This window comes from Saccharothrix sp. NPDC042600 (assembly GCF_040647305.1).
Classification (GTDB): domain Bacteria; phylum Actinomycetota; class Actinomycetes; order Mycobacteriales; family Pseudonocardiaceae; genus Actinosynnema; species Actinosynnema mutabilis.
On sequence record NZ_JBEZBW010000060.1, the window covers coordinates 26,850 to 49,323 of the forward strand.

At 72.4% G+C, this 22,474-nt stretch carries 21 protein-coding genes; 8 read left to right on the forward strand and 13 right to left on the reverse strand.

Features of this window, described 5'->3' with window-relative positions; genetic code table 11:
- The first annotated feature begins 14 nt into the window (after positions 1-14).
- Positions 15-980, forward strand: a complete 966-nt coding sequence (locus AB0A74_RS28600; RefSeq protein ID WP_358254171.1) for a helix-turn-helix domain-containing protein — start codon at positions 15-17, stop codon at positions 978-980.
- Here AB0A74_RS28600 and AB0A74_RS28605 read toward each other — a convergent pair.
- The 7 genes from AB0A74_RS28605 to AB0A74_RS28635 form a co-directional block, all read right to left on the reverse strand.
- Positions 953-2,593 carry a PH domain-containing protein gene (locus AB0A74_RS28605; RefSeq protein WP_358254173.1) on the reverse strand — a complete coding sequence of 547 codons (1,641 nt, stop codon included), beginning with the start codon at positions 2,591-2,593 and terminating at the stop codon, positions 953-955. The genes AB0A74_RS28600 and AB0A74_RS28605 overlap by 28 nt on opposite strands.
- A complete protein-coding gene (locus AB0A74_RS28610) occupies positions 2,590-3,081 on the reverse strand; it encodes a PH domain-containing protein (protein WP_358254175.1) in 492 nt (163 codons plus the stop codon). The genes AB0A74_RS28605 and AB0A74_RS28610 overlap by 4 nt, the downstream gene beginning before the upstream one ends.
- Positions 3,082-3,153: 72 nt before the next feature.
- The gene (locus AB0A74_RS28615; RefSeq protein ID WP_343937682.1) at positions 3,154-3,300 is read right to left on the reverse strand and encodes a hypothetical protein; all 147 of its coding nucleotides are present in this window, start codon (positions 3,298-3,300) and stop codon (positions 3,154-3,156) included.
- A 379-nt stretch (positions 3,301-3,679) separates the two neighbouring features.
- A complete protein-coding gene (locus tag AB0A74_RS28620; RefSeq protein ID WP_358254177.1) occupies positions 3,680-5,194 on the reverse strand; it encodes a LuxR C-terminal-related transcriptional regulator in 1,515 nt (504 codons plus the stop codon).
- Positions 5,195-5,232: 38 nt separating this feature from the next.
- Complete coding sequence (locus AB0A74_RS28625) at positions 5,233-6,813, reverse strand: AMP-binding protein (RefSeq protein ID WP_358254179.1); 1,581 nt, start codon at positions 6,811-6,813, stop codon at positions 5,233-5,235.
- Complete coding sequence (locus AB0A74_RS28630) at positions 6,810-8,672, reverse strand: SDR family oxidoreductase (protein ID WP_358254181.1); 1,863 nt, start codon at positions 8,670-8,672, stop codon at positions 6,810-6,812. The genes AB0A74_RS28625 and AB0A74_RS28630 overlap by 4 nt, the downstream gene beginning before the upstream one ends.
- 351 nt (positions 8,673-9,023) lie before the next feature.
- A complete protein-coding gene (locus AB0A74_RS28635; protein WP_343937674.1) occupies positions 9,024-9,233 on the reverse strand; it encodes a hypothetical protein in 210 nt (69 codons plus the stop codon).
- A gap of 164 nt (positions 9,234-9,397) precedes the next feature.
- Here AB0A74_RS28635 and AB0A74_RS28640 point away from each other — a divergent pair, with 164 nt between their 5' ends.
- Complete coding sequence (locus AB0A74_RS28640; RefSeq protein WP_358254183.1) at positions 9,398-10,603, forward strand: FAD/NAD(P)-binding oxidoreductase; 1,206 nt, start codon at positions 9,398-9,400, stop codon at positions 10,601-10,603.
- Between the two features lie 297 nt (positions 10,604-10,900).
- Here AB0A74_RS28640 and AB0A74_RS28645 read toward each other — a convergent pair whose 3' ends face one another.
- The gene (locus AB0A74_RS28645) at positions 10,901-11,362 is read right to left on the reverse strand and encodes a MarR family transcriptional regulator (protein WP_358254185.1); all 462 of its coding nucleotides are present in this window, start codon (positions 11,360-11,362) and stop codon (positions 10,901-10,903) included.
- A gap of 110 nt (positions 11,363-11,472) precedes the next feature.
- On the opposite strand from AB0A74_RS28645, the gene AB0A74_RS28650 reads away from it, so the two are divergent.
- From AB0A74_RS28650 to AB0A74_RS28670, 5 genes are read left to right on the forward strand one after another with little or no spacing between them, the layout of a single operon-like run.
- Positions 11,473-12,456 (forward strand): tetratricopeptide repeat protein, encoded by a 984-nt coding sequence (locus AB0A74_RS28650; protein ID WP_358254187.1) that lies wholly within the window; start codon positions 11,473-11,475, stop codon positions 12,454-12,456.
- A gap of 10 nt (positions 12,457-12,466) precedes the next feature.
- The gene (locus AB0A74_RS28655; protein WP_358254189.1) at positions 12,467-12,790 is read left to right on the forward strand and encodes a hypothetical protein; all 324 of its coding nucleotides are present in this window, start codon (positions 12,467-12,469) and stop codon (positions 12,788-12,790) included.
- Positions 12,791-12,830: 40 nt separating this feature from the next.
- The gene (gene secD, locus AB0A74_RS28660; protein ID WP_358254191.1) at positions 12,831-14,993 is read left to right on the forward strand and encodes a protein translocase subunit SecD; all 2,163 of its coding nucleotides are present in this window, start codon (positions 12,831-12,833) and stop codon (positions 14,991-14,993) included.
- Entirely contained in the window at positions 14,990-16,207 is a 1,218-nt protein-coding gene (locus AB0A74_RS28665) for a cation:proton antiporter (protein ID WP_358254193.1), read from the forward strand. The genes secD and AB0A74_RS28665 overlap by 4 nt, the downstream gene beginning before the upstream one ends.
- Positions 16,208-16,223: 16 nt before the next feature.
- The gene (locus AB0A74_RS28670; protein ID WP_358254195.1) at positions 16,224-17,384 is read left to right on the forward strand and encodes a lactate 2-monooxygenase; all 1,161 of its coding nucleotides are present in this window, start codon (positions 16,224-16,226) and stop codon (positions 17,382-17,384) included.
- Here the strand turns inward: AB0A74_RS28670 and AB0A74_RS28675 are convergent.
- The 4 genes from AB0A74_RS28675 to AB0A74_RS28690 are packed head-to-tail and all read right to left on the reverse strand — an operon-like array spanning position 17,356 to position 20,529.
- Positions 17,356-18,177 carry an ESX secretion-associated protein EspG gene (locus AB0A74_RS28675; RefSeq protein ID WP_358254197.1) on the reverse strand — a complete coding sequence of 274 codons (822 nt, stop codon included), beginning with the start codon at positions 18,175-18,177 and terminating at the stop codon, positions 17,356-17,358. The genes AB0A74_RS28670 and AB0A74_RS28675 overlap by 29 nt on opposite strands.
- A gap of 10 nt (positions 18,178-18,187) precedes the next feature.
- Positions 18,188-19,513, reverse strand: coding sequence for a hypothetical protein (locus AB0A74_RS28680; protein WP_358254199.1), 1,326 nt, complete (start codon positions 19,511-19,513; stop codon positions 18,188-18,190).
- Between the two features lie 3 nt (positions 19,514-19,516).
- Entirely contained in the window at positions 19,517-20,113 is a 597-nt protein-coding gene (locus tag AB0A74_RS28685; RefSeq protein ID WP_358254201.1) for a DUF3558 domain-containing protein, read from the reverse strand.
- A gap of 5 nt (positions 20,114-20,118) precedes the next feature.
- Positions 20,119-20,529: a hypothetical protein gene (locus AB0A74_RS28690; protein WP_358254203.1), complete on the reverse strand. Its 411-nt coding sequence runs from the start codon at positions 20,527-20,529 to the stop codon at positions 20,119-20,121.
- A gap of 204 nt (positions 20,530-20,733) precedes the next feature.
- On the opposite strand from AB0A74_RS28690, the gene AB0A74_RS28695 reads away from it, so the two are divergent.
- Positions 20,734-21,597, forward strand: coding sequence for a hypothetical protein (locus tag AB0A74_RS28695; RefSeq protein WP_358254204.1), 864 nt, complete (start codon positions 20,734-20,736; stop codon positions 21,595-21,597).
- Here AB0A74_RS28695 and AB0A74_RS28700 read toward each other — a convergent pair.
- Positions 21,579-22,259: a helix-turn-helix domain-containing protein gene (locus tag AB0A74_RS28700; protein WP_358254206.1), complete on the reverse strand. Its 681-nt coding sequence runs from the start codon at positions 22,257-22,259 to the stop codon at positions 21,579-21,581. The genes AB0A74_RS28695 and AB0A74_RS28700 overlap by 19 nt on opposite strands.
- Positions 22,260-22,474: the final 215 nt, after the last annotated feature.

Genomic DNA, 22,474 nt, shown 5'->3' on the forward strand with positions numbered 1-22,474 from the left:
GAAAGAATCCGGCCATGGACCGCCACGAGGTCGCCGTGCTCGCGCTGGACGAGGTCGTGGGCTTCGACCTTGGTACACCGCCGCAGGTCTTCAACGCGGCCAGAGATGACGAAGACCGGCACTTCTACCGCGTGCGCATCTGCACGCCGGGCGGTCGGCCCGTGCGCAGCTCGGCCGGGTTCACCGTCACCCCGGACCACGGCCTGGAGCTGCTGGCCGAAGTGGACACGGTGGTCGTCTCGGGCGTCCACTCCGGTTCGGAGGTGCTGGACGGCGTGGTGGACCCGGGGGTCTGCGCGGCGCTCAGGGCCGCCGCGGCGCGCGGGACCAGGGTGATGTCGACGTGCACCGGGGCGTTCGTGCTGGCCGCCGCCGGCCTCCTGGACGGCCGCCGGGCGACCACCCATTGGATGCACGCCGAGCGCTTCCGGTCCCTGTTCCCGCGGGTGGACCTGGACCCGGAAGTGCTGTTCGTGGACGAGGGCGACGTGCTGACCTCCGCCGGCGTCGGTTCGGCGGTGGACCTGTGCCTGCACGTGGTGCGCAACGACCACGGCAGCGAGATCGCGAACCTGGCCGCGCGGCGGTGCGTGGTGCCGCCGTGGCGACCGGGCGGTCAGTCGCAGTTCATCGTGCGGCCGGTGCCGGACGTGGCCGACACGTCCACCGCCCCGGCGCGGGCGTGGGCGCTGGAGCACCTGGCCGACCCGCTGGAGCTGCGGGTGCTGGCGGAGCGCGCGCGGATGAGCGTGCGCACGTTCACCCGCCGGTTCCGCGAGGAGACCGGGGTGTCGCCGGGGAAGTGGATCACCGAGCGGCGCGTCGAACTGGCCCGCCACCTCCTGGAGACCACGGACCTGAGCGTGGACCAGGTGGCCCGGCACTCGGGGTTCGGCACCGGCGCGGCCCTGCGCCAGCAGATGAGCGCCCAGCTCGGGGTGTCCCCGAGCGCCTACCGCACGACCTTCCGCTCCGCCTGACCGGTCCGGTCGAGGAACGGGCGCAGGAGTTCGGGCACCGCTTCGTCCGCCAGGGCCAGGCCGTCCGCCTCCGCCACGTCCACCACGTGGTACGCGCCGTCGCCGGCCGCCGTGGTCGCGGAGATCGTCACCAGGCCCGAGCGGCGCTGGAAGAACGAGCGGGAGACGCGCCAGCCGATGATGCCGGTGCGTTGCAGGGCCACGGTCTCCCGGATCAGCGAGCCCTGCCGGGCCACCAGGTGGCGGTCGGTCAGGGCGTGGCCGAGGGAGCGGTAGCGGTCCCAGCCCAGGAGGGCGGCGACCGGCAGCAGGGCCACGGGCAGCCACGCCCACGGCGGCGCGAGGTACGCCAGGACCGCCGCGATGACGAGCAGCGGCGCCAGCGCTCGGACCAGTCGGCGGCGCAGGGCGGCTCCCGGGTGGCGGCGCAGGGTGGCCCGGGTCGGCGAGGTCGGTTGGTCGAGGACCAGGGCCGAGACGCGGTGGGCCTCGGTGACGGGGGCCGGCGGGAGGAGCAGGTTGCTCTCGCCCTTGCGGCCCAGGCCGGTGGTCACGGTCTTCGCGTGCGCGCCCTTGCCGGCGCGCAGCAGCAACGGTTCCTCGATCTCGACGCCGCGAAGTCGTTGCTCGGCCACGGAGACCGACCTCGTGGTGAGCAGACCCCGTTGCACGCGAACGGTGTCGTCGGGTTCGCGGGTCAGGCGGTAGCCCCAGAACTGGACCACGTAGACCAGCACCGAACCCAGGCCGGCGATCACCAGGACCGCGCCGGTGAACACCGACACCGTCAGCCAGACCGGCTGTCGGACCACCCAGTGCGCCAGGTCGGTCATCGGGCCGAGCACCTCGACGTCCAGTTCGCGCGCGTAGTTCATGACCAGGCCGAACAACGCGCCCACCGCGACCAGGCCGGAGAGCGTGAGCGGGGCGTAGCGCAGCCAGCGGGTGTCCCAAGTGGACAGGACCGCGCCTTCGGCCGGCTCGGCGGGTTCCGGGGTCTCCGGGGTGGCGGTGCGGGTGAGCAGGAGGACGCGCAGGCGTTCGGCCTCGGCCGAGGACACGGCGTCCAGGGTCAGGCCGTCCTCGCCGGGCTGGTCGCGCTGGCCGGTGCCGACGCGGATCGCGGACAGGCCGAACAGGCGGTGGCCGAGCTTGGCGGTCAGGTCGACGGTGCGGATCCGGTCGCGGGGGACGGCCAGGCGCTTGCGCACGAACAGACCGGTGTGCAGCTCGACCTGGTCGGCGGTGATGCGGTAGCGGGTGGTGACCCACCTGAGCAGGCCGAACAGCACGATGGCGGCGATCACGCCGACGCTGGCCAGCACGCGCCACGTCTCGCCGCGGCCGAGCAGGAGCAGGCCGAGGAAGACGGGGACCAGGTTGACGATCTCGTTGAGCGGGCGGACGACGAGCATCCGCACGTCCAGCCGGTGCCAGTCCACCACGGGGGCGGCGTACTCGGGCGCGGCGGGGAGGTCGGCGAACGCGGGCGCGGCGGCCGGCGGGGTGGCTGCGGGTGGTGTGGCTGCGGGCGGGGTGGTCGCGTGCGGGGGAGCGGCCGGTGGGGTGGCGGTGGGTGAGCTGTCCGCCGGGGTGGGGTCGTCCGGGGTCATGTCGCGTCGCCCGGGGTGGCCTGGGTGGTGGTGGTCAGCTCGTCGGCCAGGCGGACGGCCTCGGCGTGGTCCAGGCCCTCGATGTGCACCGGGCCGGCGGCCGACGCCGTGGTCACCGTCACCGTCGACAGGCCCAGGAGCTGCTGCAACGGCCCGCGCTTGGTGTCCACGGTCTGGATGCGCGACACCGGCGCGATCCGCCACTCCTGGTTGAGCCAGCCCGCCAGCGTGTAGACCGCGTCCGGCGTGGCCTCCCAGCGGTGCACCCGGTACCGCCAGCGCGGCATGACCAGGGTGTGCGCGGTGCCCACGACCAGCGTGGCGACCAGCGCCGCGACCTGCCACGACGTGTCGCCGAAGACCAGTGCCACGAGCTGGGGCACCACCAGCACGGTCCAGCCGATCACGGCGTGCAACGTCCAGAGGGTGATCGACTTGCGGCTCACCCGGTGCCGCGGCGCGCGCAGGCGCGGCTGATCGGTGCTCACAGGAGTCCACTGTGCCCGAAGGCCGGGCCCGCGTGGTCGCGGACCCGGCCCCCGGCGGTCGTGCGTCGCGCCTTACGGCTGGACGTACGGCGGCGTGAAGATCTCCGTGGCCGTGCTCTCGCCCTGCACTTCCGCGCTCGCGGGAGCGGCGAGGACCGCTCCGAGGCCCGCGCACAGGGCGGCCACGGCGAGGATTCTGCGGATCGTGTTCACAACCATCGTCTAGCTCCGTTCGATCGGTAGCGGCCTGGACTGGAGGGGTGTTGGCCGTACGGCCGGCGCGGCGGGGCCGGTTCCGCCTGATCGACCGGCCGCACCCGCACGGCCGGTGGGCACCCGGTGTCGCGGCGCGCGGGTGCGGTCCGCGGGGCCCCACTGCCCACCGACCACCCGCATCGCACTACCGCCGCTTCGCCAGGGGACGCAGGGAGAAGCGTCCAAGCGGAGCATGGCACACAGGTGTCGTGCGGCTCATCACCCAGTTCTGTCGCAGCGGCATAGGCAAATCCCCCAAGCGCGGTGGTGCTCTCGTCGTGAACATCCCACCATTGGCCGCACGGATCGGCCATCCCGGTCACGACGGAGTCGGGATGTGTTCTCAGCCACTGGGCCCGTCGCCGAGGTCCACCCACCACACCGCGGCCCCGGCGCGGTCCCGCACGCCGATCGTCCGGTAGATCCGTTGCAGGTGGTTCTGCACGGTCTTCGGGGAAAGCCCCAGGTCGGCGGCGATGGCCGCGGTGCTCTCCCCGGACGCGACCCGGCGGAGCACCTCGATGCCCCGTTTGGTCAGGCCGGCGGCCAACGCTCGGGCGATGCGCCGGCTGACCTGTTCGGCGGTGGACGTGGCGCGCAGCGGCTCCCGCCGGTCCGGCGGACGGGCGACGGTGGCCTCGCGGCGCGGTTCGAACCGCTGGTGCGCCAACTGCTCCACCAAGCGCGCGGACAGGTCGTGCTCGCGCATCCGCAACAGGTCGCGGCCCTCCTGGAGTTCCCACAGCCGGTACTGCTCCAGCTGGGCGCGGGCGTGCCGCAGGGCCGCGTCCAGGCGTCCGGTGCGTTCGTGGGCGGCGCTGAGCGCCCCGTGCGCCCGCACCGCCACCTCCCGGGCCAGGCACCCCATCGCCAGTTCGGCGGCGTGGGCCAGCAGCCGCACCTCGTCGGCGGGCCGGCCGCGCGCCCCGTTGACCCGGGCCCGCGCCATGAGCAGTTCGGCCTTGAGGACGGGCCGGTCGTGGCCCGCGAGGAGCTGGTCGGCGCGGCGGCACGAGCGCAGCGCGCGGTCGACGTCGCCGAGGTCGAGGCGGACGTGGGCGAGCAGCAGGTTGACCCGGGCCATCCGGATCGGGTCGTCCAGCTGCTTCCACTTCTCGCGGACCTGCGCGCACAGGGCCTCGGCGCGGCGCAGCTTGCGCAGGCACGGTTCGCCGTCCGAGCTGCACCGGGTGGCGTCGGAGCGGGTCATGCAGTGCTCGTGGTACTGCGTGCGCATGAGGTTGGCCTGCTCGAACAGGATCGAGCCGACCAGCTCGTGGTCGCCGGTCATCTCGGCCAGGCCCAAGGCGCGCGACAGCGAGTGCAGGGACCGCTCGCGGGAGTCCAGGCGCAGCTCGACCACGGCCTGGGCGTAGCTGCACCAGGCCTGGAGCTGGGTGTGGCGGTTGGCGGAGGCGATCTGGCGGACGCGGTCGATGGTGTCCAGCGCGCCGGGCAGCAGGCCGCGCTTGCCCAGCGCGACGGACTGGGTGAGCACGGCGAACGCGACGCCTTCCGCGTCGTCGAGCCAGGAGAAGGCGGCGACGGCCTTCTCGGCGGCTTCGAGGGCGTCGCCCGGCCGGCCCTCGTCCAACGCGCGGCGGGCTTCCCGCAGGTTGGCCAGCGCCCCGGCGCGCGGGTCCGCCGGACGTGGCCGCCTGGGCGCGACCGCGTGGCCGGGTGCGGTTTCGGGGCCGGGTGCGGCCTCGCGGTCGGGTGCCGGCTCGCGGTCGGAGGTGACTACGTGGTCGGAGGTGACTACGTGGTCGGGTGTGACCTCGCGGTCGGAGGTGACCCCGTGGTCGGGTGTGACCTCGCGGTCGGGTGTGGTCTCGTGCGTCGGGTCGGTGCGTGGCACGGGAATCATCGGGTTCGCCCCCCGACGCCGAAGGATACTCACCGCAGTTCGCGCTTGAGCACCTTCCCGGTGGCGTTGCGCGGCAAGGCGTCGAGGAAGACCACCTCGCGCGGCACGGAGAACTTCGCCAGGTTCTCCCGCACGTGCTCGCGCACGGCCTCCGCGTCCAGCGCGCCGGGTTCGTCGCACACCACGTACGCGGCCAACCGCTGGCCGAACCGGTCGTCCGGCACTCCCACCACGGCCACCTCGCGCACGCCCTTGAGGTCGGCGAGCAGGTCTTCCACCTCGCGCGGGTACACGTTCTCGCCACCGGAGACGATCATCTCGTCGTCCCGGCCGGCCACGAACAGCAGGCCCTCGGCGTTGCGGTAGCCGACGTCGCCGGTGGACATCAGGCCGTCGCGGACCTCCTTGCCGCCGCCGTTGGTGTAGCCGTCGAACAGCATGTCGTTGGTGACGAAGATCCGGCCGGTCGCGCCCGGCGGCACGGGCCGGCCGTCGTCGTCCAGGACCTCGACGCGGGTGCCGTGCGGCGGCAGGCCGGCGGTGTCGGGGTGGCGGGCCAGCTCGTCCGGCCTGGCGATGCTGACCCACGACACCTCGGTCGAGCCGTACAGGTTGTAGAGGACGGGCCCGAGTTCCTCCAGGCACCGCTTGGCGACCGGCGGCGGCAGCGCCGAGCCGCTGGACGCCACCACGCGCAGGTGGGGCAGGTGCGCGCGGTGGTCGACTTCGAGGATGCGTTGCAGCATCACGGGGACCACGAACAGCGCGTCGGCGCGGTGGGTGCGGGCGTCGTCCAGGGTGCCGGCCGGGTCGAACTTGCGGCGCAGCACGAAGGTCACGCCCAGCACCAGGCCGATCTGGAACGCGGCCAGGCCCCAGGTGTGGAACAGCGGGGCGGGCACGGCGAACCGGTCGCCCGCCTTGAGCGGGATGCGCGAGAGCAGCGCGGCGGCGGGCGTGAGGCTGGCCGGTTCGGGTCGCTTCGCGCCCTTCGGCGCGCCGGTGGTGCCCGAGGTCAGCACGATCATCCGGCCGCGCGGTGGCCGCTTGGGCAGCGTGGTGGCGGGGGAGCCGGCGATGAGCTCTTCCAGCGTGCGGCTCTTGGTGGGGCTGTCCACCCACGCGATGACGCGGCGGACCTTGCGCGGCGCGTTGGCCAGCAGGTCGCGGAACTCGGTGTCCGCCACGACCACGGACACGTCCTGCTCGCGCAGCACGGTCGCGATCTGGCCGGCGCTGAGCCCGGTGTTGAGCAGCACGGTGTCCGCGCCGAGCTTCACGCACGCGGTGGTCGTCTCGACGAACCCCCGGTGGTTGCGGCACAGCACGGCGACCTTGCTGCCGGCGGTGACGCCGAGGTCGCGCAGGCCGTGCGCGAGACGAGTGGTCCGCTCGTCGACTTCCTTGTACGACAACGAACCGAGGTCGTCGACGATGGCGGGCCGGTCGGGGTGGCGGGCCGCGCCGATGGCGAACCCGGACGCGATGGTGATGTCCCACTGGAGGTAGGCGTCGAGGACCTTCAGCAGTTTCAGGGGGTTCATCGGGCGCACGACCCCGGCCTTGACCAGGACGAGCAGCGCGCGCGCCGCGGACGCGACCCGGTTCACCGCAGGGCCCGCAGGGTCAGGCGCGTCACGCCGGCGGCCACGGCGGCCAGCGGTGACGTGGGTTCGCTTCGTTCCGGCATCGCGCGGTATCCCAGGTGCACCAAGGACCTCATCGTCTTCGGGGCGAACTTCCGGGCCATCTCGACCAGGACGCCCAGGGGCAGGTTCACTTCCTCGGGGCGGCGTTCGAGCGCGCGCACCACCCACTGCGCGGCGCGTTCCGGGCTGGCGGCGGGGAACGCGTCGTAGACCTTGGAGGGGCCGATCATCGGCGTGCGGACCAGCGGCATGCGCACCGACGTGAAGGTGACGCCGTCCGCGACGGTCTCGCTCGCCGCGACCCGGCTGAACGCGTCGAGCGCGGACTTCGAGGCCAGGTAGGCGGAGAAGCGCGGGGTGCCGATCTGCACGCCCATGCTGGAGATGTTCACGACGTGCCCGAACCGGCGTTCCCGCATGTGCGGGAGCAGGCCGAGGATCAGCCGCAGCGGGGCGAAGTAGTTCAACGCCATCGTGCGCTCGTAGTCGTGCAGGCGGTCCACGCTGAGGTGCACGGACCGGCGGATCGAGCGGCCCGCGTTGTTGACCAGCATGTCGATGCCGTCGTGGTCGGCGAGCACCCGTTTGAGGAGGGCCTCGACGGCTTCGGCGTCGGTGAGGTCGCACGGGTAGGTGTGCGCCCGGCCGTCGTCCTGGCGGATCTCCTCGGCGACCTGGTCGAGTTCTTCGGCCCGGCGGGCGACCAGGAGGACGGTGGCGCCCTTCTTGGCGACGGCCAGCGCCGTGGCCCGGCCGATGCCCGAGGACGCGCCGGTGATCAGGACGGTGCGACCGGCGAGACCGTGCCGGCGGGCCGCGCGCAGCGGGTCCAGGTGCTCGCGCCAGTAGCGCCAGAGGGTGTCGGCGTAGGTGTGGAACGGCGGCGGTTCGAGGCCCGTGGTGGTGCGGGTGATCGTGGAGTCGAACGTGGCGTTGAGGGCCAGGTTCGGCAGGACCTGCGGCGGGATGCCCAATTCGGTGAGGGTGCCGGTGACGATCGCGCTGGTCGGGGTGGCCGGGAGGGGGAGCGTCGGCCAGGCGGCGCGGACGACGGGGGCGCCGGCGGGTTTCGCGAGGGCGTTGTAGACGTCGGTGAGGGAGGTGTTGTCGGCGGTGAGGTGGAACGTGCTGCGGTCGGGGACGTCGGCGTGGATGAGGCGGTCGAGCGCCTCGACGACGTAGTCGACCGGGACGATGTTCGTCGCGCCGAGGTGCGGGGCCACGAGCGGGAGCCGGGCCGGGAGGTGGGCGAGCGCGGCGATCAGCGGGAAGAAGTAGTAGGGCCCGTCGACCTTGTCGATCTCGCCCGTGGTCGAGTCGCCGACGACGGCGGCGGGGCGGTAGACGCGCCAGCGGGCGTCGGTGGCGGCGCGGACCAGCTTCTCGGCCTCGAACTTGGTCCGGTGGTAGGGGGAGGGGTGCTGCTGGCCGAGGTCGAAGTCGTCCTCGTGGAAGGCGCCCCGGTAGTCGCCCGCGACCGCGATGGAGGAGACGTGGTGCAGGACGCTCCCGTGGGCGCGGGCGTGGTCGAGGACGTTGCGGGTGCCGACGACGTTGGTGAGGTGCTGCTCGTCGTCGGGGGCGGTGAGGTCGTAGATCGCGCCGAGGTGGACCACGTGGTCGGCGGCGGGCGTGTCGGGGTCGAACGGGTCGCGCAGGTCGCCCGGGACGACGGTGAGCTTGTCGTGCTTCGCGACCCGGTCCGCCGAGCGCGGCCGGACCAGCACGTACACGTGCTCGCAGTCGGGCCGAGCCAGAAGCCTCCCGACCAGGCGGCGGCCGATGAAGCCCGTCGCGCCGGTGACGAAGTAGGTGCTCACGGCTCGATAGTGGCACTACCTACCCGCGAGTAGGAAGAGTGTTCGCCGAATTCGTCGGTGGCGGGTGGGACAATGGTCAACGGGGGCCGCGGGCCGGCCCTGAGGGCGGCTCAGGCTCGCTGACCTGCGGTTTCGCGGGTTGCGGGTGGGTGGTCGGCGGCGTGGGGAGCGGTGCCGGCTGCCGTGTGGTGAGCATGCCGGGACAACTCCGCGCGCGGGCTGCCGGCGGCCGGTTGGTGCCGGCCGGTGTGTCAGCCGGCCGGTTGGCGCCGGCCGGTGTGTCAGCCGGCCGGTTGGCGCCGGCCGAACGCGAACTGGTTGACGGCAGCCGAGACCGACCGCCGGTCGAGGTCAGTCCGCCGGGCCGGACGCGTTGACCACCGCGTCGCGCAGTGCCGCGCGCAAGCGGCCGACCTCCAGCGGGGTCAGCACGGCGGCCTCGCCCGGCGGCACGGTCACCACCACGTGCCCCTGGCTGACGAAGACGGTCATGTCACGGCGACGGGATGCGATGTCGCGACAGGAGATCTGCCACTCCTTGCCTGTACCCACGGCCCCCATACCTCCCACTTCTCGACACGGGTGCTCGGACCAATCCGGGTGCGCCCGGGTGAGGGACGCACGGGGGTTGGTGCCATGACGGGAAAAATCCCGACGGGCGACCGTGCCGAGCTGTCGATAGCGTCGCATGTGGTCATCGCTCCAGTCACCTGGGAGGGTGAAAAATGGCTGAACCGCAACGGATCGTGATAATCGGGTCGGGCCTGGCCGGCGCCTCGACGGCCGGTGCGTTGCGGGAACGGGGGTACGACGGCGCGGTCGTGGTGTTCGGCCGGGAGCGGCACCAGCCCTACGAGCTGCCTGCCCTGTCCAAGGATGTGCTGGTCGGGAACGCCGAATGGCCCAATCGGGTGCACGAACCCGACTTCTACGAGACGCACGGCGTCGAACTCCGGTTGGGGGTCGAGGTCACCGAGGTCCGCGTTGGCGAACGGGTGATCGTGGACTCCGAAGGAGCAACGCATTCGTACGATCGGCTGGTGTTGGCCACCGGCTCGGTGCCGCGCCGGTTGCCCGTTCCGGGCGGAGACCTCCCAGGTTTGCGGGTGCTGAGGACGGTCGAGGACTCGCTGGCGCTGCGCGAGCGGTTGGCGCCGGGGGCGCGGGTCGTGGTGGTGGGCGCCGGCTGGATCGGGTGCGAGGTCGCCGCGGCCGCCCGCGTGCGCGGGGCCGAGGTGACGGTCGTGGACCCCCTCGACCTGCCGCTGCGGCGGGTGTTGGGACCGGTGGTGGGAGAGGTGTTCCGGAACCTGCACGCCGAGCACGGGGTCGCGTGGCGGCTGGGCGTCGGGGTGGACGGGTTCCTGCCGAACGGCGTGCGCCTCGCGGACGGGTCCGTGGTGGAGGGTGACGTGGTGGTCGTGGGCGTCGGTGCGCGGCCGTCGTTGGAGTTGGCGGAGAAGGCCGGACTGGCGCTGGCCGAGGGCGGCGTGGCGGTGGACGCGGCCCTGCGGACCTCGGTGCCGGAGGTGTGCGCGGTGGGCGACATCGCGGCGCACGACCACCCGCGGTACGGCCGGCGCGTGCGGGTCGAGCACTGGGCGAACGCGAAGGACCAGGGCGCGCATGTCGCGGGGACGCTGCTGGGGCGCGGCGAACCGTACGTCGCGGCACCGTACTTCTTCTCCGACCAGTACGACCTCGGGATGGAGTACCGGGGGTTGGCGGACGCGGAGAAGGACCAGTTGGTGGTGCGGGGGTCGTTGGAGGGGCGGGACTTCACGGCGTTCTGGGTGCGGGACGGGCGGTTGCGGGCGGCCATGAACGTCAACCAGTGGGACGACGGCGTTGCTTTGCAGGCTCTGGTGGATTCTCAGGCTGCTGTTTCTCCTGATCAGCTCCGGTCTTCCAGTCTTTCGGATCTGGTTTGAGCTGGACGGGCTTCACGCTCGCAAGATCAAAAGCTAAAAAGATCAAAAGCTCAAAAGCGGCTGGGGAGGCCTCCAGTGGGGGGAAGGGCCTGCGTGTTCCCCACCGCATGACCTGGCGGAGCCAACCACAGATTTCCCGGGTGCCGCTAAATTTTTTGCTCGTTCCTCGCAAAAAATTCGGCTGCACCCGGGAAATCTGTGGTAGCCCTTCGGGCAGGTCATACGGTGGGGAACACGAAGACCCCCTGTGGCTGGTAGCTCAGCCGCCGCTGCGCGGCGGGGGTGCCTTGGGCGTTGTTAGAGGCAGGAGCCGGTGTTTGGGTGGGTGTTTGCGGCGATCACGCGGTTCAGGAGGGTGCGCAGGGTTTGGTGTTCTTGTGGGGTCAGGGTGGCGGTGAAGGTGTTTTCCGCCGTGGTGTGTAGGGCTTGTACTTCGTTCTGGACTTCGCGGCCCTTTTTGGTGATCGTCGGGAAGCGGACTCGGCGGTCGGTCGGGTCTGGTTCTCGGATGATCAGGCCCGCGCGTTCCAGGCGGTCCAGTTCGGCGGTGAGGGTGGTTTTGTCCAGGCCCAGGGCCGTGCCCAGCGCTAGTTGGGTGCGGCGTGGGGTTTCGGTGGTCAGGGCGGTCAGGACCAGTTGGCCGCGGGGGGTGATGCCGTGGACCGAGGAGGCCTCCTGGGCTGCCGCTCCCAGCTTCTGCGCCGCTCGGTGCAGGAGGAAGTTCAGGTCTGCCTGGTTGCCCGGGTCCAAGGGCTCCATGCAACCGATGATACGTCTACGGTGGTTACTTCCCAAGGAAGACGTCTCGCCTCGGAAGGTCTCGGTCGCCCGATGGTGTACCGGCCGCTCGCTGTCACACTGTGCGCGGAGTGCGGGAGGTGGGGATGGGCGAGTCGATCGCCGCGGTGGTGGTGCGGGCCGCGGAGCTCACCGCACGGGGGTTGCCGCGCAAGGCCATCGACCTGTTGCGGCCCGCGTTGGTCGCTCACCCGCGGCACGCCGAGGCCTGGTGCCGGTTGGCCGCGGCGCACCTCGACGTGGGCGAGCCCGATCCGGCGCTGGACGCGGCCAAGCGCGCACTCGTGTTGGACGGTGACCACGCCTGGGCCCAGCGGTTGGCCGCTCTCGCGTTGAGCGAGTTGGGGCGGCACGCGGAGGCGGCGGTGGCGGCTCGGGAGTGCGTGCGGCGCAAGCCCGGGGACTGGCGGTGCCGGGTCGTGCTCGCCGAGGTGTTGGCGGCGGCCCCCGAGACGCGGGTGGAAGCGGTCGAGGTGGCTCGGGAGGCCGCTCGTCTCGCGCCGACCGAGGCGCGGGCGTTCCAGGTGCTCGGGGACGCGGCGTTGCGGGTGCGGGACTGGGGCACGGCCGAGTGGGCTTACCGGTCCGCTTTGGCGCTGGACCCGGCGGACGAGGACGTGCACGCGAACCTGGCCACCGTGCGGCGCAAGCGCGGTGCGTCGGGGCGGCCGTCGGGGGACGCGTTGAGCCGCGCCTATGAGCTGGTGTGGCCGGCGTTCTCGCGGGTGGCCGCGATGCTGGTGGCGGGTGGGTTGTTGTTGCTGCTCGCGGGCATGCCGAAGCCGACGCCGTGGCTCGGGTGGTGCTCCGGGGCGCTGGTGCTGGCGGTGTGCGTGGTGGTGGGACGGGTGGCGCTGCGGCGGGCCGTGTGGGCATTGCCGCGGTACCGGCCGAAGGTCGCCGTGGTGGCGGCGCTGTTCGGGCTCTCGACGCTGGTGCTCGCCGGGTGGACGGTCGCCCTGTTCCTCGGCGCGACGACCATGCAGCCGCTGGTCGTCGCGTGGCTGTGCGCGCTGGTCGGCGGATCCGTCGTCGTGCTCGGCGGCGGTCGGTAGCCTGGGGGTCGTGACGAGGTTGCTGACGGTCCTGGCGCTGATCGCCGGGTTCGTCGTCGCCGCGCCCGTCGCGCTCGACCGCGGGGATGTCGCGGCCTTCGCCGCCGCGGTGGACGCTGCGCACCTCCCGGGCACGGCCACCACGCGGGCGACGATCCACCCCGTCCAGCAGGGGCACCACGGCCAGCCGCTCGACGGCGTCCAGCCGCCCGTTCACGTCGCACCGCAGCCCCGGCGGTTCGCCGATGTCGTCGAGCCCACCCGTGGTGATCCCGAGCGGGCGGGCAGCAGTCCGCTTGGTGATCGTGCGCCGCCGTTGACCTCCGGTTCCTGAGTCCCCGTACCCCTTCCTGACCGCCGGAGGTCATCCCGTCATGCCGCGCTCCAGCGCGCGGCGAGAGCTGCTCGTCCGAGGGCTGTTGTCCCTCGGCGTCCTCGCCGCGTCCACGTTCGTCCTGCTCACCAGCCAGCCGCGCCTTGGTCTCGACCTGCGCGGCGGCACACAGATCGTTCTCGAAACACCGTCCGAGGCCACGTCCGACAACACCGACCGCGCGATGGAGGTGCTGCGCCGGCGGGTGGACGAGTTGGGGGTGGCCGAGCCCGTGTTGGCGCGGTCGGGTGATCACCGCATCGTCGTGGAACTGCCCGGGGTCCAAGACCCGGCGGAGGCCGTCGAGGTGCTCGGTCGCACCGCGCAGCTGGCTGTGCAGCCGGTCACTGGACCGGGTGAAATTGCGACGCCCGATGGGGATTCCGTCGGGCTGGGACCGGTCGTGCTGACCGGTGAGGGGATCAAGGGGGCGCAGGCCGCGCCGAACTCGGCCGGTGCCGGGTACGTGGTGTCGGTCGAGTTCCAAGGGGACGCGCCGTCCCGGTGGCAGAAGGTGACAGCCGAGGCTGCCTGTTACCCACCGGGTGACACCCGGAGGCGGGTCGCGTTCGTGTTGGACGGCAAGGTGGTCTCCGCGCCGCAGGTCGATCCGTCGGTCGTGTGCGGCACGGGCATGATCGGCGGCAGCACGCAGATCACCGGGAAGTTCGGCCAGGACGAGGCGCGGGAGTTGGCGCTGGTGATCCGGTCGGGCGCGTTGCCGGTGCCGGTGGAGGTCGTGGAGCAGCGGACCGTGGGGCCCACGTTGGGGGCCGAGGCGATCGACGCCAGCGCGCGGGCGGCGGTCATCGGGATCGTGCTGACCGGGTTGTTCCTGGTGTTCGTCTACCGGCTCGCGGGCCTGGTGGCGGTGCTCGCGCTCGGCGGGTACGCGGTGGTGGCGTACGCGGCGTTGTTGGCCGTGGGTGCGACGTTGACCCTGCCCGGGTTGGCCGGGTTCGTGCTGGCCATCGGCATGGCGGTGGACGCGAACGTGCTGGTCTTCGAGCGGTCGCGGGAGGAGTTCGCTCGGCGCAAGCGTTTGCCGCGGTCGGTGGACCAGGGGTTCAAGGGCGCGCTGAGCGCGGTCGCCGACTCGAACGTGACGACGTTGCTGGCCGCCGGGTTGCTGTTCTGGCTGGCCACCGGGCCGGTGAAGGGGTTCGGGGTCACGCTGTCGATCGGTGTCCTGGCGTCGCTGTTCAGCGCGTTGGTGCTGACGCGGGTGTTGTTGCACCTGGTCATGCCGGTGCTGGAGCGGCGGCCCCGGTGGAGCGGGCTGCACGACCTGGGGCGCGTGCGGACGTGGCTGGCCGGCAAGGGGTTCGAGCTGTTCCGGCGGCCCCGGCGGTGGCTGCTCGCGGCCGGTGTGGTCGCGGTGGTGGCGGTCACGGGGTTGTTCGTGCGCGGGCTGGAGCTGGGCGTCGAGTTCACCGGCGGGCGGATGATCGAGTACACCGCGTCCGGTCTGGACGCCGGGCGGGTACGGGCCGAGCTGGCGGCGGCCGGGTTCGGCGACGCCGTCGTGGCGACCTCGGGGGACAACGGGATCTCCGTGCGGACCGGGCCGATCGACGAGGCGCGGGCCGCGCGGGTCGGCGAGGCCGTGGACCGGGCCGTGGGCGGGGCCGCGCAGGTCCGCGACGAGTTGATCGGGCCGTCGTTGGGGGCGGAGCTGCGGCGCAACGCGCTGGTGGCGCTGGCCATCGCGGTGGCCGCGCAGTTGGCGTACCTGGCGGTGCGGTTCGACTGGCGGTTGGGGCTGGCGACAGTGGTCGCGCTGGTGGCCGACGTGGTGGTGCTGGTGGGCGCGTTCGCGTGGCTGGGCAAGACGGTGGACGGGGTGTTCCTGGCCGCGTTGCTGACCGTGATCGGGTACTCGGTGAACGACTCGGTGGTGGTGTTCGACCGGGTGCGCGAGCTGCGCCGGGCGCGGCGGTCCTCGCCGTACGCGCAAGTGGTGTCCGCGGCGGTGCTGCAGACCGTGCCGCGGACGGTGAACACCGGCATCGGCGTGCTGTTCGTGCTGGCCGCGCTGCTGGTGCTGGGTGACGGGTCGCTCGCCGACTTCGCCACCGCGCTGCTGATCGGGCTCGTCGCCGGTACCGTCTCGACCGTCCTGACGGCGGCGCCGGTCGCGATCGCGCTGGAGGCTCGACGATGAACACAGGCCACGCCCTGCTGGCGGTCGGCGGCGCGTTCCTGGCGGCGGGCCTGATCGCCCGCGCCGGTGTCCGCATCGGACTGCCGACCATCCCGCTGTTCATGGTGGCGGGCATCCTGTTCGGACCCAACACACCCGGACTGTCGCTTGTGGACGACCCGGCCGAGATGGGTGTGCTGGCCAGCCTCGGCCTGGTGTTCCTGCTGTTCTACCTGGGTCTCGAATTCTCCGTGGACGACCTGGTCTCCGGCGGGCGCAAGCTCGCGTTCGCGGGCGTCGGGTACCTGGCGCTCAACATCGGCGGCGGGCTGGCGTTCGGGTTCGCGCTCGGGTGGGGGTCGCGGGAGGCCCTGGTGGTGGCCGGGGCGATCGGCATCTCGTCGTCGGCGATCGTGACCAAGCTGCTGGTGGAGGCGCAGCGGTTGCGACGGCCGGAGTCCCGGCTGGTCATGGGCATCATCGTGATCGAGGACGTGTTCCTGGCGCTGTACCTGGCGGTGCTGCAACCGGTCCTCGGCGGCACCTCGGGCGTGCGGGCGCTGCTGGACTTCGGCAAGGCGTTCCTGTTCCTGCTGGTGCTCGCGGCCATCGCCCGGTGGGGTGGTCGGGTCGTGACCGGGCTGTTCGGGCGGATGGACGACGAGCTGCTGGTGGTGTGCTTCGTCGGCGTGGCGGTGACCGGCGCGGCGGTGGCGCACGAGCTGGGCGTGTCCGACGCGATCGGGGCGTTCATGGTCGGCGCGGTGCTCGGCGGTTCGGGGGTGGCGTCGCGGGTGCACAAGCTGGTGCTGCCGCTGCGCGACGCGTTCGGGGCGCTGTTCTTCTTCATCTTCGGGCTGAGCATCGACCCGGGTGCCGTGGGCGGCGTGGTGCTGCCGGTGCTGGCGGCGGTGGCGGTGACGATCGTGCTCAACCTGGGCGCGGGGCTGTTCGCGGCGAAGCTGCACTCGTTCGACCGGCGGCAAGCCGTGGACATCGGGCTGACGGTGCTGACACGCGGCGAGTTCTCGCTGGTCCTGGCGGCGATGGCGGTGGCGGCGGGCCTGGACTCGCGGGTCGCGCCGTTCGTGGCCGGGTACGTGCTGCTGCTGGCGGTGATCGGGCCGTTGGCAGTGCTGCGGTCGGAGCGGCTGACCTGGCTGCTGCCCCGGCGGTGGTTCGGCGAGGACCTTGCGGCGGCCGGGGATCGGGTCGAGCATGATCGGCGGACGTGATGTGGAGGAGGGACGCATGACGGGATTCGCCGGGTACCAGAACGAGATCTACCTCCAAGGCCTGGCCGGGCAGGTGCCGCCGTTCACCACCGACCCGGAGGCGTTGGAGGCCTCCGCGCGGGAGCGGCTCGGGCCTGGGCCGTTCTGGTACGTCGCCGGGGCCGCCGGGTCCGGGGCCACCGCGCGCGCCAACCGGGAGGCGTTCGACCAGTGGCGGATCGTGCCGCGGATGCTCACCAACGCCACCGAGCGGCACCTCGGCGTGTCCGTGCTGGGCACGAAGCTGCCCGCGCCGGTGCTGCTCGCGCCGGTCGGGGTGCAGTCGATCCTGCACCCGGACGGTGAGCTGGCCACCGCGCGCGCCGCCGCCGAACTCGGGGTGCCGTTCGTGCTGTCCACCGCCTCGTCGCACACGATCGAGGAGGTCGCGGAGGCCGCCGGGGACGGGGCGCGGTGGTTCCAGCTGTACTGGCCGAACGACCCGGACGTGTGCGTGAGCATCCTCGACCGGGCGCGCAAGGCCGGGTTCTCCGTCCTCGTGGTCACGCTCGACACGTGGACGCTGGCATGGCGGCCCCACGACCTCGACCGGTCCTACCTGCCGTTCCTGCGCGGCGTCGGCACGGCCATCCCGTTCTCCGACCCCGCGTTCCGGGCCGGCCTGGCGGCGCCGCCGGAGGAGGACCGGCCGATGGCGATCCTACGGTGGGTGCAGCTGTTCACCGGCACCGACAAGTCGTGGGACCAGCTCGCGTTCCTGCGCGAGCACTGGGACGGGCCGATCGTGCTCAAGGGCATCCAGCACCCCGACGACGCGCGCAAGGCCGTGGACGCCGGCGTGCAGGGCATCGTGGTGTCCAACCACGGCGGGCGGCAGGTCGACGGGGCGGTGGCGTCGCTGGAGGTGCTGCCGGAGATCGCCTCGGCGGTGGGCGAGCAGGTCGAGGTGCTGTTCGACTCGGGCGTCCGGACCGGCGCGGACGTCGTGAAGGCGTTGGCGCTGGGCGCTTCCGCGGTCATGGTCGGGCGGCCGTTCGCCTACGGCCTGGCCCACGGCGGGCAGGTCGGCGTGCGGCACGTGCTGCGCGGGCTGCTCGCCGACTTCGACCTCACCCTGGGCCTGTCCGGGCACCGCAGCCCGGCCGAGCTCAGCCCCGAGGTGTTGCGGCGTCGCTGAGCCGGCGCAGCCGGTCCTGGAGGGTGGCGAAGTCGGCGGGCTGCACGGTGATCCACGGGGTCCCGTCGCCGCCCCTCGACTTCGCCGACAGGTACCGGCCGGTGATCGTGTCGAAGAACGTCAGCGGCGCCTCGCAGCGCTGCTTGCGGCCGAACCGGTCGCGGCGGGCGGCGAACAGCTGTCCGCCGCCGGTCCGCTTCTCCGCCAACAGGTTCTTGAGCTGCTGGGTCTCCGCGACGTGCGCGCCGGTGGGCCGGCTCGCCTGCAGGAAGCTGCGCTCGTACTCCTCGTTGTACGACGGCGGCCTCGGCTTGTCGTCCAACGCGTCCGCGGGCAGCGAGATCACCCCGCCCCGACCCGGCTTGGCCTCGGGCAGGGCGGCGACCAGCGACTGCACGGCGTCCTCGGGGCGCACCGGTTCGAGCACGAAGTGCTTGTCCGGCCGCAGCACCACGCGCACCGCGTCGTCGCCCGACTGGGCCACCAGCGCGGTGCGCGTGTCGCCGTCACCCTCGTTGAAGAACGCGTAGTACTCCGTGCCGGCCTCGGCGACGAGCCGCAGCGTGCGGCCGAGGTCGGGGTGCACCTGCCGGCCGCGCGCCAGGCCGAGCCGCTCCAACTCCGCCCAGCCGCCCCGCGCGAGGTCCGCCAGACCGCCCAGGTCGCCCTCGGCGAGGCGGTCGGAGTCGAAGTCGACCTCGGTCAGCAGCGCGTTGTGCAGGGTCGGCAGCCCTTCGGCCTGCCAGGCGTTGTAGAGCGCGACGACCGGGATCGCCACCTTGGTGCGCAGCACTGTCCTCCCCCTACTCGCCGATGACCGGCGGGGCGACCATCGTGCCGTCGCCGAAGATGTCCTCGGTCTCCTGCAGGTACGAGGCGGACTTGTGCTCCTTGTCCTCGTCGCCCTGCCCCCGGCCGGCGCCGGCGCCCATGCCGCCCATGCCGGCGCCCGGAGCGCCACCACGTCCGCCACCGCCACCGGGACCGAAGCCGCCCGCGCCACTGCCGGGCCCGAACCCGCGCTCACCGCCGGGCATGACCCCGGCCGCGCCGCCACCCGGCCCGAACCCGCCGCCGGGTCCACCCATGCCACCGGGCATGCCGGGCATGCGGCCGAGCCCGCCGCCACCGCCACCGCCGCCTCGGCCGCCGCCGGGACCACCGCCCGGTCCACCGGGCCCGCCCGGGAGCCGTCCGCCGCCGGGTCCGGGCGTGGGCACGCGCGGCCGGTTGTTGGGGTTGCGGGGGTCGTTCGGGTTGCGCGGGTCGTAGGGCAGCCTGGGGTCGTACGGCAGGCGGGGGTCGTAGGGCAGACGCGGGTCACCCGTCCGCGGCGGGTCCACGGTGATCGGCGGCGGCACCGGCCGGTCGATCGGCGGGACCACCTCGGACTTCTTCAGGTCGCCGCCACCGCCGTCGATGTTCGGCGGGGGCGGGGTGACCGGGGGCGGCGGCGGGTTGGTCCGGTCCTTGCCGTCACCGTCGCCGTCACCACCACCGTCCTCGGGCGGCACCGGCTTCCACTCGCGCGGCGGCGTGATCGGCGGCGGGGGAGTGGGCGGCTCGATGCCGCCGCCCATCTCTTCGGGCGACTGGAACTTGGGCATCGAGGCGCTGGCCGAGTTGGCGGCGTTGCCGTAAGCGGAGAGCACCTGGACGTTGCGCGAGTTGACCTCTTGGCTCTTCTCGACCGCGTCGTCGTAGTCGGTGTCCCACGGGACCATGCCGTTGTACCAGGGCTTGTCCGGGACGTCGACGGGCTTCTCGACGGAGTCGCGGGCGTGCCGGAAGGAGTAGCTGATGTCGCTGGTGCCCTGGGAGGCGATCATGGCGCTGTCGCCTGCGGCGGCGGACCACGTGGCCAGCGGCGTGGTGGCGGCCCGCGCCTGATCCCCGGCGGCGCCTTCCCAGGACGCGCCGGAGTTGCGAACGGCCGTCTCGATCAGGGAGGTGACCTGCTCGTGGATCTCCCCGACCTTGCTCCAGCTCTCCTTGGCGGCGTCGGTGGTCTGCTCCGGGCCTTTGCCGTCCTTGAACCAGCTGTAGATGTTGTTCGCGCCGATGCCCATCTGGAGCAGCATGAGACCGGGCAGGTCCATGTCCACGGCAGGTGCTGAGGGAGGAGTCACGGCCTACCCCTTCAGGTTCCCTATGACCGTCACGCCGAGCTTCTCCGAGGCGTCACACGGCTTGCCGGCGTTCGTCTTGTCGTCTTCGGCGACGTTCGTCTGGATGAGGACCGCGTCCTTGTCGGACGTGCCGATGACCGTGGTGCAGTCCCGGGTACCGCTACCCCTGTCGTAACTCACCGCCGGGTAACCCGAAACGGTGGCCTCCCGGAACACCGGCAGGGACTTGTTCTCCTCCCGGTAGGTGTCGAGCGTGGCGTCCTTGACGACCAGGACGACCCGGTAGGTCGAGTCCGCCAGAACGTCCTTGCCGACCCAGGCGCAGCCCGGTCCGTAAGGGCTGTCCTCCCGCTCGGCGGGGTCGAAGGTGCCGAGCGCCGAGACCTGGGCCGAGGTCAGGATGGTGCACGGGTCTCCGGTGAACTTCTGGAGGTCCAGCGCTCCCGGGCCGCTCGGTTTCGCGCTGCTCTTGGTCGTGGCGGACCCGCCGCCCGTGGTGGTCGATGCCGGTGTCGGGTTGCCCGCGTCGGTCGAAGTGCAGGCGGCGAGTGCGGACGCTGCCGCGCCGACGACGAGAACGGACCGGAGAGTGCGGTTCAAGGAGTTCAGTCCTTCGGCTTCAGTGCGTCTCGGGCCGCGGAGTTGGTGCTCTTGTAGGCGGCGAGCGCTTCTCTGATGTTCCGGATCGTCTTCTCAAGAGCCTTGCGGGCCTCTTCGTTGGCCCAAGCGTAGCCGCCGTGTTCAGCGGTGACGGTCTCGCGGATCTTCAGGGTCGCGAACCCGCTGTAGGCGTCCTTGCCCGGTGACGGCATGACGGCGATCGTGTCGGCGGCCCGCCTCGCCTTGGCCAACTCCTTGTGGGCCTCTTCCAAGCCCTTGATCAGGTTCTCGGCCTCGTCCGGGTCCACTAGGAAGTGGGTTTGCGACACCACGTAGCCACCGGCGCCGCCGGGTGCCTTGGACACCGTGTCGCCCACGAAGCTGAGTTTTCCGCCCCCGCCCTCGGCGTCGTACATCGTTCGCGCTCCCCTCACGCCAACCGCCGATCAATGATGGCACAGCAGGTCAGCGCGGTCCGGGAGTTCGACGCGGTTACTCCTGGTGGGGGATGTCGCGTCGGGTTCGGTGAGCGCCGGTGTGCCTTCCGCTTGTCCATGACGGACGGCTGGGATGTCCGATCCGTTCAAGACGGGGGCGGGTGGGCGGAATAGCGTCGGGGCATGGTGGATTTGGCCAGGCGTTTCTTGTGGCTCAACGCTCGGGTGTTGGAGCAGCGGCGGTTCGCGTTCCTGTTCGACGGTGGGGACGCTGGGGCTGTTGTGGCGGCTGTGGTGGCCTATCGGAACGACGATGGCGGGTTCGGGCACGCCCTGGAGCCCGATGGGCGTGGGCCCACCAGTCAGCCGTTGCACACCTACACCGCGTTGACGCTGTTGCGGGAGGTCGGGGACGAGTCGTGTGTGGCCGGGGCGGTGGAGTTCTTCGCCTCTGTCGCCAATGACGACGGTGGGTTGCCGAACTGCCTGGAGACGGCTCGGGAGCACCCGCGTGCGCCGTGGTGGCAGGTCGGCACCGGGACCGACCTGTTGATGACCGGGCTGGCCACCAGCGTGTTGCACTCGTTCGGGGTCGAGCACCCCTGGCTGGACAAGGCGACCGCGTTGGTGTGGGAGGCGATTCACTCGTTGGAGGACAGTCACCCGTACGAGGTCAACGCCTGCGCTCGGTTCCTGGACCACGTGCCGGACCGCGCGCGGGCCGAGGTCGCGGCCAAGCGGTTGGGGGAGTTGGTGCGGGCCAAGGGGTTGGTCGATCTCGGTGCCGGGGAGGCGCCCGAGGGGTACGCGGTCGGGGAGACGCACAAGCCGCACCACTACGCGCCCACGCCGGACAGCCTCGCGCGGCGGTGGTTCGGCGACGACGAGATGGCGCGCGACCTCGACCGGTTGGCGGCGGAGCAGCAGGACGACGGCGGCTGGACGTTCCCGTGGAGCGCGTGGACGCCCGTGACCACCTACGAGTGGCGGCCGATCGTGACGATCGAGGCGTTGAAGACGTTGCGGGCCTACGGCCGGATCAGCTGACCCAGCGGGACGCCGGCCAGCTCCTTCACCTCGCGGGACAGGTGGGCCTGGTCGGCGTACCCGGTGCGGTGGGCGATGTCGGCGAACGGCACCCCGCGCCACGCCAGCTTCACCGCCCGGTCGAAGCGCAGCACGCGGTGCAGGACCTTGGGGCCGTAGCCGAACGCGTCGAGGGACCGGCGGTGGAGTTGGCGGGTGCTCAGGCCCAGGTCGTCGGCCATCGCCGCGACGGTCGTCGGGAGCGCTCGGGTGATGGCCCGCGCCAGTGGGTCCGGTGGGGTGGCGCGGAGCCGGCGGGCGGCGGCTTGGGCCAGGACGGCGCACGGGTCGGTGGCGGTGGCCAGGGCGTCTTCCAAGTGGGCCGGGTGGGTCCACAGGTCGGCCAGTGGGACGCGCAGGTCGCGCAGGGCGTGCGCCGGGACGCCCAGGACGGACGGGCCGACGCCGGGGGCGAAGCGGACGCCGTAGAGGGTGCCGGGGCGCATGTCCGCGAGGTGGCCCGTGGTGTCGGGGCCGGCGACGAAGAGGGCGCCGGTGTCGGACCACATGAGGTCGGTGCAGCCGTCCGGGACCACGCGGCCGGTCGTCGGGGTGTCGGCGGAGCGTTCCCAGACGCAAACCAGGCCGGGGAGGGTGGTGGCTCGTTCCCGGTAGTGGCTCATGGCGGTGGGGCGGGGAGGGGGCGGATCGGGGTGACCTGCACCTGACCAGCCTAATCGCGGCCGGTGGGTGCGCGGGGTGGAGGAGGGTGCGGGTCGGCTGCGCGGGGGGGGGTGGGGGGGGGGGGGGGGGGGGTGGGGCCCCCCCCCGGGGGGAGGGTGAGGTGGTGAACTATAAACAGATAAACCAGTCGTACGCCGCCAGTTGGGCCCGGGTG

What these genes read in the sequence shown, in the direction of transcription:
- AB0A74_RS28700 (WP_358254206.1), bottom strand. Translation starts at nt 22,259, where the DNA reads ATGAGCCACTACCGGGAACGAGCCACCACCCTCCCCGGCCTGGTTTGC.
- AB0A74_RS28640 (WP_358254183.1), top strand. Translation starts at nt 9,398, where the DNA reads ATGGCTGAACCGCAACGGATCGTGATAATCGGGTCGGGCCTGGCCGGC.
- AB0A74_RS28695 (WP_358254204.1), top strand. Translation starts at nt 20,734, where the DNA reads ATGGTGGATTTGGCCAGGCGTTTCTTGTGGCTCAACGCTCGGGTGTTG.
- AB0A74_RS28600 (WP_358254171.1), top strand. Translation starts at nt 15, where the DNA reads ATGGACCGCCACGAGGTCGCCGTGCTCGCGCTGGACGAGGTCGTGGGC.
- AB0A74_RS28605 (WP_358254173.1), bottom strand. Translation starts at nt 2,593, where the DNA reads ATGACCCCGGACGACCCCACCCCGGCGGACAGCTCACCCACCGCCACC.
- AB0A74_RS28690 (WP_358254203.1), bottom strand. Translation starts at nt 20,529, where the DNA reads ATGTACGACGCCGAGGGCGGGGGCGGAAAACTCAGCTTCGTGGGCGAC.
- AB0A74_RS28645 (WP_358254185.1), bottom strand. Translation starts at nt 11,362, where the DNA reads ATGGAGCCCTTGGACCCGGGCAACCAGGCAGACCTGAACTTCCTCCTG.
- AB0A74_RS28665 (WP_358254193.1), top strand. Translation starts at nt 14,990, where the DNA reads ATGAACACAGGCCACGCCCTGCTGGCGGTCGGCGGCGCGTTCCTGGCG.
- AB0A74_RS28670 (WP_358254195.1), top strand. Translation starts at nt 16,224, where the DNA reads ATGACGGGATTCGCCGGGTACCAGAACGAGATCTACCTCCAAGGCCTG.
- AB0A74_RS28635 (WP_343937674.1), bottom strand. Translation starts at nt 9,233, where the DNA reads ATGGGGGCCGTGGGTACAGGCAAGGAGTGGCAGATCTCCTGTCGCGAC.
- secD (WP_358254191.1), top strand. Translation starts at nt 12,831, where the DNA reads ATGCCGCGCTCCAGCGCGCGGCGAGAGCTGCTCGTCCGAGGGCTGTTG.
- AB0A74_RS28615 (WP_343937682.1), bottom strand. Translation starts at nt 3,300, where the DNA reads ATGGTTGTGAACACGATCCGCAGAATCCTCGCCGTGGCCGCCCTGTGC.